Source organism: Deefgea salmonis, assembly GCF_020531905.1.
Classification (GTDB): Bacteria; Pseudomonadota; Gammaproteobacteria; order Burkholderiales; family Chitinibacteraceae; genus Deefgea; species Deefgea salmonis.
Genome location: NZ_JAJAWG010000003.1, coordinates 204,665 through 217,159 on the forward strand (window position 1 = coordinate 204,665; position 12,495 = coordinate 217,159).

The following is a 12,495-nucleotide window of genomic DNA, read 5'->3' on the forward strand; positions in this document are numbered from 1 at the left end:
TTGAATGGCTTAACGAATTTCGAAAATTTTGCCAAAGTTGGCAATATCAAGCACCGATTTCACCGTGCCTTTACAATTGACCAGCGTAATTTTTTTACCGCCAGCGCGCTCATTGAGTAGCAATAGCATCCCTAAAGCGGCCGAATCCATATAATCTACTGCCGAAAAATCAATTTCGATATCCGAGAGGCCAGGATGCTGTAAAGCCGAGGTCGTTGCGTGCTTAAACTCTCGATGAAATTCAAAGGTAAAGTTGCCATTCAAAGCTAAGATGGCGCGGTTATTATCAAAGCGTACATTCACTTGCATAGACCTACTCCAAAAACGTTGATGACTGTATGTACAATATAGTCTAGCCACAGAGAAGACTTATGCAAAGCTTGCAATTAAAAAAAGCTCGCCAATCTACAGATTATTTTTCAACGAAAGCACGCTCAATCACATAATCGCCCGGTTCGCCAATTCGTTTGGACACTTTAAAGCCCAATGAGTCCAGTAGATTACACGTGTCTTCTAGCATCGCTGGGCTACCGCACAGCATGGCGCGATCGGTTTCTGGATTCAGTGGTGGCAAACCGATATCTTCAAATAATTTACCCGAAGTAATTAAATCAGTCAGACGACCTTGATTACGGAATGGCTCACGCGTCACCGTTGGGTAATAAATTAATTTATTACGCACTTCTTCGCCAAAAAACTCATTATTTGGCAATTCATGCTCAATATAATCCGCATACGCTAATTCACTCACCGTGCGCACACCATGAATCAAAATGATTTTATCGAATTTTTCATACGCTTCAGGATCTTTAATCAAGCTCATGAAAGGTGCTAAACCAGTACCAGTACTCAGGTAATACAAATGTTTACCCGGTTTTAAATCAGACAATACCAAAGTGCCGGTGGGTTTACGGCTCACTAATAATTTATCGCCTTCTTTTAAATGCTGCAGGCGCGAAGTCAGTGGGCCGTTTTGCACTTTAATACTAAAAAATTCGAGCTCTTCTTCGTAATTGGCACTGGCAATTGAATAGGCGCGCATTAATGGCTTACCATCCACTTCCAAACCAATCATCACAAACTGGCCATTTTCAAAACGCAGCGACTCATCACGCGTGGTGGTAAAGCTAAATAAAGAATCATTCCAGTGACGAACACTCAGTACGGTTTCATGAGCAAACTTAGACATTTAACTTCCTTCAAAAACAATCACCGCAGAAGCACCAAGACACAGAGAAAAGTATTTAGGCCCTAAACAATGGGCGCACTTTCAGTTCTGTTTGATCTTTGCGCCTCGGCGTCTTTATGGTTCAAATTATTCAGCTTTTAACGCCGCTTGTAATTCAGGAATCACGGTAAATAGATCAGCAACTAAACCATAATCGGCCACTTGGAAAATCGGCGCATCCGCGTCGATATTCACCGCCACAATGACCTTACTGTCTTTAATCCCGCCCACGTGCTGCGCTGCGCCAGAAACGCCAAACGCCATATACAGCTCAGGCGCGACCACGGTACCGGTTTGGCCAACTTGGCTATCATTGGGTGCCATGCCAGCATCCACCGCCGCGCGTGTCGCACCAATCGCTGCGCCGAGTACATCAGCCAATGGCGTGAGCGTTGCTTTAAAGCCTTCGGCACTACCGAGTGAACGACCACCGCTAATCACCACCCGCGCTGTTGCCAGCTCTGGGCGATCGAGCTCAACCAAATCACGGCTCACCCATGTGGTTTGTCCGGTATCGGCAGTTGCTGTCAACGTTTCCAGCGTTGCAGCACCCCCGGTTGCGGCAACAGCTTCAAACACCGTTGGACGAATCGTCAAAATCCGTAAACCGGCTGGTGCAACAACGGTGGCATTGATATTGCCAGCGTACATCGGCCGCACAAAGGTCGTCGCGTTGATAATCTGAATCACTTCAGACACCATCGCCACATCAAGTAATGCTGCAGCGCGTGGCAATACATTTTTGCCAAAGCTGGTCGCCGCTGCGACCAATGCGGAGTAATTGGCGGCGAGTTGCACCAATAAAGGCGCGAGGTTTTCGGCTAAGCCATGCGCATACGCCTGCCCATCTGCATGGAGTACCTTGCTCAAGCCCTCAATCTTCATGGCCTGGGCAGCAATACCTGCCACATCATTGCCCGTCACTAATAAATGAACTTCCTCACCCAATTGGCTCGCAGCGCGAATCGCCGAGCGCGTAGCGGCTTTAATGCCGTGGCTGTCTAATTCAGCAATCACTAAAACGCTCATGGCAACACCTTCTCAGCTCGCAATGCAGCGACCAACTCGGCTACATTATTTAAAATTTTCCCCGGCTTACGTGCCGCAGGTTCAGCAATCTGCAATACCGTTAACACCGGTGCGCTGACGGTAAAATCAGCCGCAGGCAAAGTCTCAATCGGTTTTTTCTTGGCCATCATCAACGCTGGCAATTTAATAAAACGTGGCTCATTCAAGCGTAAGTCCACAGAAATCACCGCCGGCAATTGCAACGACAAGGTTTCCTGACCACCATCGATCTCACGCACCACGGTGGCGAGGCCATCCGCGAGTTGAATGCTGGAGGCAAATGTAGCTTGCGGCCAATTTAATAAACCCGCCAGCATTTGCGCGGTTTCAGCCGCATCATCATCAATCGCTTGCTTACCCGTCAGCACCAAATCCGGCGCTTCACGCTGAACGATAGCTTGCAGATATTTCGCTGCCGTTAATGGCTGCACCACAGCGGGCGTCTCGATCAAAATCGCCCGATCTGCGCCCATTGCCAAAGCATGACGTAACACATCTTGATTAGCCGCAGAGCCAACCGCCACCACCACCACCACTTCGCTGGCCACACCAGCTTCTTTCAAGCGTACTGCGCCTTCGACGGCATTTTCGTCAAAAGGATTGATGCTCATTTTGACATTGGTCAATTCAACGTCCAAGCCATCTTGAGCTGGCCGTGGACGGATTTGATAATCAACAACCCGTTTAATGCTGACTAGAATTTTCATGCTGCTTCCTTACATAGCGACCTTTGATGGTCATCAACGCGCGCGATTATAGAACAAATGTCATTTTGCACAAGATTGTATTCGGCGGTAAACTATATGTAAAACACATTGTTATTATAAACATATTCGATTTTACAGATATAGAAGCGAGATTGAGATGCAAGAACGCGATGTCATGGAATACGATGTGCTGATTATTGGTGCTGGCCCTGCTGGCCTGAGTTCAGCCATTGCTTTAAAGCAGCTCAACCCCGAAATTTCAGTCTGTATTTTGGAAAAAGGCGCGCAAGTAGGCGCGCATATTTTGTCTGGCGCGGTGATTGATCCGATTGCGCTCAATCAACTGATTCCCGATTGGCAACAGCGCGCGCCGCAATTGGCCACCGCGGTCAGCCAAGACGAGTTCTTTTTACTCGACGAAGACACCGGCATTAAGATTCCACAAATCTTACTGCCGCCACAATTACACAACGATGGCTGTTTTATCGTTAAGTTGGGCGAAGTCTGTGCTTGGCTTGCCAGCGAAGCTGAAAACCTGGGCGTTGAAATTTATCCCGGCTTTGCTGCAGCCGAAGTATTGTACGACGATGCAGGCGCCGTCATGGGCGTGGCCGTTGGCGATATGGGCATCAATAAATTAGGCCAACATAAAGCCGATTACGCGCTGGGCATGGCGATTCTCGCCAAATACACGTTGTTTTGCGAAGGCGCGCGCGGCTCACTCGCTGGCGATTTAGAAAATAAATATGCTTTACGTCAAGACGCCGATCCGCAGCATTTTGGCCTTGGCGTCAAAGAAGTTTGGCAAGTTAAACCCGAACACCACCACCTTGGTTTAGTGCAGCACGCCCAAGGTTGGCCGCTCGACAACAGCACCAGCGGTGGCGCGTTTATTTATCATTTGCCCGACCATCAAGTGGCCATTGGTTATGTGGTGCATTTGAATTACCAAAACCCCACCTTATCGCCATTCGAAGAATTACAACGCTTTAAAACCCACCCCAAAATTCGTGGCACTTTTGCTGGTGCCAAACGCATTGCTTACGGCGCGCGCGCGATCGCCGAAGGTGGCCTGCAATCCTTACCCAAAATGACCTTCCCTGGCGGGATTTTGCTTGGCTGCTCAGCGGGATTACTCAATTTCCCACGCATTAAAGGCACGCATAATGCGATGCTGTCAGGCATGTTAGCCGCCCCAGCCATAGTCGACGCCATTGCCAACGATCGGCAGCGCGATGAACTGATTGCTTTCAATACCGCCTTTGCACAATCAAGTATTTGGCAAGAACTACAACAAGTGCGCAATATCAAGCCAGCGATTTCTAAACTCGGCACTTTCGCAGGTACGATGTATGCAGGTGCAGAGCTTTGGTTATCTAAGTTAGGGATCAATACCCCTTGGACATTACGCCACAGCACGCCCGATAATGCCACGCTAAAACCACTCAACAGCGTCACAGCGATTCATTACCCCAAACCCGATGGCGTACTGACGTTCAATAAGCTTGATTCTTTAATGCTGGCCAATGTCTCGCACGATCACGATCAACCCAGCCATTTGCAATTACGCGATACCTTAATTCCGATTACCGTCAATCTGGCCCAGTATGGCTCACCAGAAAGCCATTACTGCCCTGCTGGCGTGTATGAAATCATTCAACACCACGACGCACCCGCCTTACAAATCAACGCGCAAAATTGCTTGCATTGCAAAACCTGCGACATCAAAGATCCGCAGCAAAACATCCATTGGGTACCGCCTGAAGGCGGCGGTGGGCCGCTCTATACAGGTATGTAGTATTTTAATGTGGCTCATATTGAATATGGGCCACATCAATATACCCATCATTCAGACTTTTTATTACGGCGTAAATCAAAATAAATCTTCATCACCAACACCGCACCCGCTAGCGCCAAAGTCACTGTATTGGCCAAAATCAACGGCCAGTCACCGAGCATAAAGCCATACACCAGCCATAAACCCACCCCAGTAACAAAAATCAAATACATGCCTAAGGAAATATCTTTCGCCGAACGACTACGCCAAACCTGCCACACTTGCGGCACAAAGGCGACAGTGGTGCATAGCGCGGCGGACATGCCAATTAAACTCAATACATTCATCGCTCAATACTCATTCAATGGGGCGGTAAAGTCAGCAGCAAGTCGTCATCACAGTACGCCTCGCCACTGCACATCAACAAACTTGTACAGTCGGCCGACAGCCCATAAAAAACGGCGCTCTGCGCGCCGTTATCTTAAAAAAACCAAACCTTATTTCGCCAACAAAATCCGTAACATACGGCGAAGTGGCTCAGCAGCGCCCCAGAGCAATTGGTCGCCAATCACAAACGCGCTGATGTATTCTGGGCCCATATTCAATTTACGCACGCGGCCTACACCGATATCGAGCTTGCCAGTGATTTGCGCAGGAATCAGCTCTTTCACGGTGATTTCGCGATCGTTCGGCACCCATTTCACCCAATCGTTACCCGATTTGATGATGGCTTCAATTTCAGCCAGTGGCAGATCTTTTTTCAGTTTGATGGTCAATGCCAAGCTATGGCAACGCATCGCACCAATCCGCACACACAAACCATCGACTGGAATCGTGGCGTCAGAACCGAGGATTTTGTTCACTTCGGCTTGGCCTTTCCATTCTTCTTTGGTTTGGCCGTTATCAAGTTGCTTGTCAATCCACGGGATCAAACCGCCAGCGAGTGGCGCACCGAAAAATTCAGTAGGTACATCGTTTGAAATGGTATGCGCGACTTTTTTGTCGATTTCTAAAATCGCTGAAGCTGGCGTTGCCAACTCATCGGCCACGGCGTTGTACACCACGCCCATGCCTTTGAGGAGTTCACGCATGTGGTTAGCACCACCGCCGGAAGCCGCTTGATACGTCATTGACGAAACCCAATCAACCAACCCAGCTTTAAACAAACCGCCCATACCCATCAACATGATCGAGTTGGTACAGTTGCCGCCGATGTAGTTTTTTACACCACGGGCCAAAGCGCCTTGGATCACGTCGTCATTGACTGGATCGAGCACGATGACGGCATTGTCTTCCATACGCAAGGTAGAAGCGGCGTCAATCCAGTAGCCTTCCCAACCGCTAGCGCGCAGTTTTGGGAAAACTTCGGTGGTGTAGTCGCCGCCTTGGCAAGAAATAATCACGTCCATTGCGGCCAATTGGGCAATATCGTTGGCGTCTTGCAAGGTGCCAGCGTCTTTACCAAAATTAGGTGCAGCTTGGCCTGCTTGCGACGTTGTGAAGAAAACCGGATCGATCACATCGAAATCTTTTTCTTCTTGCATGCGTTGCATCAGAACCGAACCCACCATACCGCGCCAACCGACTAGACCCACCCGTTTCATGATTACATCCTTTAGCGACAACAATTAATTAATTCGAGTCTTAGATATTAGTGAAATTCCGTATGCCTGACTAGACAGCAAAGCCAATTAAGCGCGCTTTTACCCAATTTAAATGTTTCCAAACGTACCTTCACGGTGCAGCATGCCCCGCCAATCGGCGTTAAAATTAGGCTTTTTGCGACCCAAGAGGACTCCAGTGCGCGTTTTAATTCAAAGAGTCAAACAAGCTCAAGTCGATGTTGGCCACGAAACCGTCGGAAAAATCAATGCCGGTTTATTGCTGTTGGTTGGCGTTGGTCATGAAGATGCGGCGACTGATATCCAATGGCTGGTGAATAAAATCGCCAATTTACGGCTATTTAATGATGAAAACGAAGTGATGAATTTATCCATCCTCGATGTGGGCGCAGACGTTTTGGCGGTCAGTCAATTTACGCTGTTTGGTAATGTCAAAAAAGGCAATCGACCCAGTTGGGGCGAGGCGGCGCCGGGGCCAATCAGCCAGCCAATATTTGATGAATTCGTTCGCCAGCTCAGCCTCAAACTGGCCAAGCCGGTGGCGACGGGACGATTTGGTGCGGATATGCAGGTGGCTTTAATCAATGATGGCCCGATTACTTTATGGATTGATAGCAAAGCGCCTTGATTCGCCAATAAAATCGCGCCAACGCGGCGCAAAACCCAACGTCAACCGCCGGCAAATAAGGCTTTACCCGTACTTGACCGAAACAACATGCCAAGTGCAGAATGCCCTTAGCGCCGATTTGAAACCCAGCTTGCGGGCGCTTTATAAATACTCGCTAAAGCGTGCAAAACCCACTGCACGTGGGTTTTTTGTTTTTTGCGCCAATTAATCGACAAATTGCGGGGCGCGTTCGAAATGCCGCTAAAGCGTCGGTGATTCAATCCAATACCACAGAATCACCGGCGAGTTTCTTAGGAGCTTGCCCATGTATGATTGTTTAGAAGCAACGATAAGCCGCCCTGCAACAACGGGTTTACGCAAAAACCGCCGGCTTAATTTTGATCGGTATCGCGAGCACCACTGCTTACAGCTTCGTGCTGCGCCCTATACCGGCCCGCATTCATTAATTCGGGCGTTTGCCGCAGCCCAAAGCTTACACCTGCCAACGCACAATTTACCCGATGGTAGTTTATTGATTTTGGATTTGCTTTGTACTGAAGCCTTATTGTTTCAACGCCGCTTTCCTGATTTATTGGCTATTTATGAGCCAGCACGCCCCATTCCCAAAGGATAGCAATGCCCCGTTTGCAAGACGTTAAAGCCACCTGGATTCTCGCTTGGCCAATTATGATCGGCCAACTCGCTCAAACTGGCACCGGCTTTGTCGATGCGGTCATGGCCGGTCATTTATCGGCCGGTGATTTGGCCGCAGTTTCAGTCGGCACGTCGATTTGGAGCGTGATGATTGTCACCATGTTTGGCTTATTGATTGCCATTAGCCCGATGGCGTCGCAAAAAGTCGGCGCCAAGGCTTGGCATGAAATCCCATCGTTAACGCAACAAGCTTTATACCAAGGCTTATTTATCGCCCTGATCATGATGTTGATCGCGCATAGTTTGCTGCCGATTTTTTCACATATTGGTTTAGCGCCCGATGTGGCCGAAAAAGGCAGCCGCTTTTTAGCGGTGATCTCATGGGGTTTTCCGGCGGTGGCGATTGCGCGGGTTTTGTATGGCTATAGCTCGTGCTTAAATCAAACCAAGCCGATGATGGTGATTTCGATTCTTGCGCTGCTGCTCAATATCCCCGCCAACTACGTGTTAATTTATGGCGAATGGGGGTTTCCGGAGTTGGGCGCAGTCGGTTGTGCTTGGGCCACGGCGATGTGCATGTGGTTTAGCGCCATCATGTGGATTATTTGGATTCGTATTTCACCGATTTATCGAGATACGCACCCGTTTCGTCATATCGAAGGTCTACGTTTACAAACGCAAAAGCAATTGGCCAAGTTGGCCATTCCAATCGGGATTATGTTTTTTGTTGAATCGAGTGCGTTTAGTTTGATTGCCCTGATGCTGGCCAAATTGGGTACCACCACCGTGGCATCGCATCAAATTGCACTGAATTTTTCTTCGCTGACTTTTATGATTCCATTGGCCATTAGCACCGCGCTCACCGTTCGCGTGGGGCAAGCCGTTGGCGCTGGCGATTTTAAGCTGGCGCGCTTTATTGGTGAAACAGGGATTTACCTGGGTTTTGTCTTGGCGATTATTTCTGGCTGCATGATTATTGCATTTCGCAGCACGATTGCGGCTTGGTATACCAGCGACCCTGCGGTGATTTTACTCGCGGCTAAATTGCTGTTGTTATCCGGATTTTTCCAGTTTTCAGACGCCACCCAGATTGTGGTTGCGGGTGTATTGCGCGGTTATAAATCAACGCGTATGCCACTGGTAATCCACTTAACGGCATTTTGGGTGATCGGTATTCCGCTCGGTTATGCGCTGACGTTTGGGGTCGGTCCATTTAGCCCACAAGGTCCGGCCGGCTATTGGTTGGCGCTGGTGATTGCACTGACGTTTGCGGCGATTGCGCTGTATGTGTTTTTTAGACGAATCAGCATACGGGCACTTCAAACAGGTATAGCAAGCTAAGACTTTATAATCGAAGGCTAGAGAGCAATACCTAGCCTCGTTGCAGCATGCGGATTGAATGCGGTGTGATCACTGCATTCAACTCAGGACTCGCCCCAGCGCTGCATAAGTTGATGCGGTACCGCCAACTGATCTAAAATCCGCGCCACGACAAAATCAACTAAATCTTCGATGGTTTGTGGGTGATGATAAAAACCGGGATTGGGCGGCAAAATCACCACGCCAAGGCGTGATAATTTCAGCATATGCTCAAGATGTATCGCTGAAAATGGCGTTTCGCGCGGCACAATAATCAGCGTTTTACGCTCTTTAATCATCACATCGGCCGCACGCTCTAATAGATTATCTGACGCGCCATTGGCAATCGCCGACAAGGCCCCCATGGTACACGGCACCACCACCATACCGTCGCCAGGGTTACTACCCGAAGCCATCGGTGCAAACCATTCTTGCTGACCATAAACCTGTAACTGCTGTGCAGTCACGCCATACTGCGCGCGCAGTAACTCAGCCAAGTCCGCTGCACGGCTAGGCCAAGTTAAATTCAGTTCTTGCTTGGCGACAATTTGCGCCACTTGGGTATACACCAAACGCACGTTACAACCGGCTAACAGCAAGCATTCTAGCGTGCGTAATCCATAGGGCAAACCGGATGCGCCAGTAAAAGCCAGCGTAATTGTCTTCATTGTGTCGTATCCACAGCAGGGTAAGTTCGCAATAAATGAGTGGCAATTAAGCCATTCACCACGCCAAAAATAATGGCCATTGCCAACAGTAAAGGAATTAAAACCAAAATGCCGTTATGGGGAATTAACCATAAACGCGCAATCAGCAGCTGGCCGACTAAATGCGCCAAAGCCGAGCACAGCGACCAAGTCACCAAGCCAAAATAACGTTGCGGTAAATATTGCACCAGCGCCAAAGCCAATACACTGGCTACGCCGCCTGCCAAGCTTAAAGCAAAACCAGGGGAAAACACCCCGCCCAACACCAAGCTCGAACCTAAAATCCGTAACATCGACACCCACGCGGCGGCCGACCAGCCCAAACGCTGTAAAGCAATTAAGGTGACGATATTGGCCAGCCCCGGTTTAAAGCCCGGAATCGGTGATGGAATACCCGATTCAATCACCGCCAACACAATCGCGCACGCGGCAAAGCGGGCAATTTGCTCATCGGCGGTGCTGACATTTAACGTGATTTTAGTAACTGAGGCTGTCATAACGGGCAGGACGTTGACCAACGAGTTCAATACTGGTGCGATTGGGCAAGCAAATCGCACTTTGCCCCACTTGAGTGAGCCAGCCAGCACGCACACAATACTGCCGCGGGCTTGGGTCGCTGGCAATCCGCGCACGGCCAGCGGCCACCTCGATGACAGTTTTGCCAAGCGGGCCATCAATCGCCAAGATGCGCGCTGCGGCTAAATCTAATTCGGCGTACAGTTGGCCATCTTGAAAAATCTTAACGCGAGTCGCCCCAGCATGTGACCAACAGAAGGCGGTAATCACGCCCCACAGCAATACAAACACCCCCATCACCACATAATCACCTGAGCGCAATAAGCTCAGCCAATCTCGCCATGATTTAGCTGCGCTGATGTTGTTCACGATGCCGAACCAAGACCTGACGATTGCGTGAAAAATGTCGGCGTAGCTCTTCGGCCAAATACACCGAACGATGCTGACCGCCGGTGCAGCCAATGGCCACGGTGACATAACTGCGCTGATCACGTTCAAACTCCGGCAACCAGCGCTCTAAAAAGCCCAAAATATGCGTCAAATAATTGCCGACGCTGGCTTGTCGCATTAAGAAATCGGCCACCGGCTGATCCATGCCCGTTAAAGAGCGTAGCGCCGGGTCATAAAATGGATTGGGCAAACAACGGGCGTCAAACACAAAATCTGCATCCAGCGGCAAACCGTGCTTAAAGCCAAACGACTCAAAAATCAGCATTAATTTGGCACGATCAGTCGCGATAAACTCACGCACCCAAGTGCGTAATTGCGCCGCCGATAGACCCGAGGTATCGATGACATGCGACATCTCACGGATGCTTTCTAGCATTTCACGCTCAACCGCCACCGATTCGGTCACCGTTAATTCCCCCAGCGACAGCGGATGACTGCGGCGACTTTCTGAATAGCGTTTCACCAAAACTTCGTTATTGGCCTCCAAAAACAACATCCGCACATCCAGCCCTAAATCCATCAAAGCGGCTAAATGATCGGGAAAAGTGGCCAAATTATGCGCGCTACGGGCGTCAATCCCGATGGCAATTTTAGGGTAGCCATCCAAGTCGAGCATCGACACCGCTTGCGGCAATAATGGTGCAGGTAAATTATCCAAACAATAAAAGCCCAAATCTTCCAATGCTTTTAAAGCCACGCTTTTACCCGCGCCCGACAAACCCGATAGCAAGACCAATTGTTGATGTTGGCTGTGTGACATTATTCCCCCATCTCCATAAATTTCTGGTGGCGCTCGATAAATTCACGCGTTGAATCAATCCCGCGCAATTGCAAAATATAATTTCGCACTGCCGACTCAACCAACACCGCCAAATTGCGACCGGCTGCGACTGGAATGACTAATTTTCTCACCGGCACATCCAAAATCGCCTGGGTTGCCGCTTGCATTTGTAAGCGATCAACTGGCGCGACATTCTCGCCGCCAGCTTTGGCCAAATGCACAATCAATTTCAGTGTTTTTTTCGGCCTGACTGCTGTTTCACCAAAGATGGTTCTAATATTGAGCACCCCAATCCCGCGCACCTCTAAAAAGTCGCGCAACATCGGTGGGCAACGCCCTTCTAAGGTTTCCGGATTAGTGCGATACACCTCAACCACATCATCAGCCACCAAGCCGTGACCACGAGAAATCAGCTCCAGCGCCAACTCAGATTTACCCATCGACGACTCACCGGTCAGCAAAACCCCAACCTCCAACACATCCAAAAATACTCCATGTAGGTGTGTTGATACAGCCAATGCTTTACTTAGATAGTAGCGCAATACCTCCATTAAATACGGAGATTGCTCCGGACTAGTGAGTAAGGGAACATGATGACGCTCAGCCGCTTCCCGCAAAGAATCGGGCACCGCTTGCCCATTGGCGACAATCATCGCCGACATATCATTGGCAAACAGCTGATTCAAGCTAGAGTGCTGCACCTCGCTCGACAAACCATTGAGATAAGCGACTTCCGCAATCCCCAGTACTTGAATGCGATTGGGATGGACAAAGTTCAAATGCCCAACCAAAGATAGCGATGGCTTTTGCTCTGAGGCATCATTGGACAATAAATTATTTGCCCCCGACTGCCCAGCAACCCAAGTCAGACGCAGTTTTTCGGCGTTATCAATAAATAATTGTCGAGCAGTAATCTGGGGCATGCGGCCTCGCGTAGAACAAAAAAAGCGCTGATTTTATGCCATTGTGGATCAAAAACGAAATGGGCAGCGAACAAATGATAAGCCCCCAGATCAAGG

General features: G+C 49.4%; 15 protein-coding genes. 4 read left to right on the forward strand and 11 right to left on the reverse strand.

What is annotated here, in order from left to right:
• Nucleotides 1–9 precede the first annotated feature (9 nt).
• The 4 genes from LG219_RS07200 to LG219_RS07215 form a co-directional block, all read right to left on the reverse strand.
• On the reverse strand, nt 10–309 hold the full coding sequence (locus LG219_RS07200) for an STAS domain-containing protein (protein ID WP_226763844.1): 300 nt from the start codon (nt 307–309) through the stop codon (nt 10–12).
• A 103-nt stretch (nt 310–412) separates the two neighbouring features.
• Nucleotides 413–1,189, reverse strand: a complete 777-nt coding sequence (locus LG219_RS07205; RefSeq protein ID WP_226763845.1) for a ferredoxin--NADP reductase — start codon at nt 1,187–1,189, stop codon at nt 413–415.
• A 126-nt stretch (nt 1,190–1,315) separates the two neighbouring features.
• Nucleotides 1,316–2,257 (reverse strand): FAD-binding protein, encoded by a 942-nt coding sequence (locus LG219_RS07210; RefSeq protein ID WP_226763846.1) that lies wholly within the window; start codon nt 2,255–2,257, stop codon nt 1,316–1,318.
• Nucleotides 2,254–3,003: an electron transfer flavoprotein subunit beta/FixA family protein gene (locus tag LG219_RS07215; RefSeq protein ID WP_226763847.1), complete on the reverse strand. Its 750-nt coding sequence runs from the start codon at nt 3,001–3,003 to the stop codon at nt 2,254–2,256. Before LG219_RS07215 ends, LG219_RS07210 begins: the two co-directional genes overlap by 4 nt.
• Nucleotides 3,004–3,160: 157 nt before the next feature.
• Here LG219_RS07215 and LG219_RS07220 point away from each other — a divergent pair, with 157 nt between their 5' ends.
• The gene (locus LG219_RS07220) at nt 3,161–4,801 is read left to right on the forward strand and encodes an electron transfer flavoprotein-ubiquinone oxidoreductase (protein WP_226763848.1); all 1,641 of its coding nucleotides are present in this window, start codon (nt 3,161–3,163) and stop codon (nt 4,799–4,801) included.
• A gap of 47 nt (nt 4,802–4,848) precedes the next feature.
• Here LG219_RS07220 and LG219_RS07225 read toward each other — a convergent pair whose 3' ends face one another.
• Both LG219_RS07225 and asd read right to left on the reverse strand, forming a co-directional pair.
• Nucleotides 4,849–5,127: a SemiSWEET transporter gene (locus LG219_RS07225; RefSeq protein ID WP_226763849.1), complete on the reverse strand. Its 279-nt coding sequence runs from the start codon at nt 5,125–5,127 to the stop codon at nt 4,849–4,851.
• Nucleotides 5,128–5,277: 150 nt separating this feature from the next.
• Nucleotides 5,278–6,384 carry an aspartate-semialdehyde dehydrogenase gene (asd, locus tag LG219_RS07230; protein ID WP_226763850.1) on the reverse strand — a complete coding sequence of 369 codons (1,107 nt, stop codon included), beginning with the start codon at nt 6,382–6,384 and terminating at the stop codon, nt 5,278–5,280.
• Nucleotides 6,385–6,580: 196 nt separating this feature from the next.
• Between asd and dtd the strand changes: the two genes are divergently transcribed.
• The 3 genes from dtd to LG219_RS07245 all read left to right on the forward strand — a co-directional run bounded on the left by dtd (nt 6,581) and on the right by LG219_RS07245 (nt 9,004).
• Nucleotides 6,581–7,030: a D-aminoacyl-tRNA deacylase gene (gene dtd / locus LG219_RS07235; protein ID WP_226763851.1), complete on the forward strand. Its 450-nt coding sequence runs from the start codon at nt 6,581–6,583 to the stop codon at nt 7,028–7,030.
• A gap of 304 nt (nt 7,031–7,334) precedes the next feature.
• A complete protein-coding gene (locus tag LG219_RS07240) occupies nt 7,335–7,643 on the forward strand; it encodes a hypothetical protein (RefSeq protein ID WP_226763852.1) in 309 nt (102 codons plus the stop codon).
• 2 nt (nt 7,644–7,645) lie between these two features.
• The gene (locus LG219_RS07245) at nt 7,646–9,004 is read left to right on the forward strand and encodes an MATE family efflux transporter (RefSeq protein ID WP_226763853.1); all 1,359 of its coding nucleotides are present in this window, start codon (nt 7,646–7,648) and stop codon (nt 9,002–9,004) included.
• A gap of 83 nt (nt 9,005–9,087) precedes the next feature.
• On the opposite strand, the gene LG219_RS07250 is transcribed toward LG219_RS07245, so the two are convergent.
• Genes LG219_RS07250 through hprK form a run of 5 tightly spaced genes read right to left on the reverse strand, consistent with a single transcriptional unit; the run spans nt 9,088 to nt 12,399 of the window.
• Nucleotides 9,088–9,690: a flavin prenyltransferase UbiX gene (locus LG219_RS07250; RefSeq protein ID WP_226763854.1), complete on the reverse strand. Its 603-nt coding sequence runs from the start codon at nt 9,688–9,690 to the stop codon at nt 9,088–9,090.
• Nucleotides 9,687–10,226 (reverse strand): Gx transporter family protein, encoded by a 540-nt coding sequence (locus LG219_RS07255; protein ID WP_226763855.1) that lies wholly within the window; start codon nt 10,224–10,226, stop codon nt 9,687–9,689. Before LG219_RS07255 ends, LG219_RS07250 begins: the two co-directional genes overlap by 4 nt.
• A complete protein-coding gene (locus tag LG219_RS07260; RefSeq protein ID WP_226763856.1) occupies nt 10,207–10,614 on the reverse strand; it encodes a NusG domain II-containing protein in 408 nt (135 codons plus the stop codon). Before LG219_RS07260 ends, LG219_RS07255 begins: the two co-directional genes overlap by 20 nt.
• Nucleotides 10,592–11,455 (reverse strand): RNase adapter RapZ, encoded by an 864-nt coding sequence (gene rapZ, locus LG219_RS07265; RefSeq protein WP_226763857.1) that lies wholly within the window; start codon nt 11,453–11,455, stop codon nt 10,592–10,594. Before rapZ ends, LG219_RS07260 begins: the two co-directional genes overlap by 23 nt.
• Nucleotides 11,455–12,399 carry an HPr(Ser) kinase/phosphatase gene (gene hprK, locus LG219_RS07270; protein ID WP_226763858.1) on the reverse strand — a complete coding sequence of 315 codons (945 nt, stop codon included), beginning with the start codon at nt 12,397–12,399 and terminating at the stop codon, nt 11,455–11,457. The genes rapZ and hprK overlap by 1 nt, the downstream gene beginning before the upstream one ends.
• Nucleotides 12,400–12,495 lie beyond the last annotated feature (96 nt).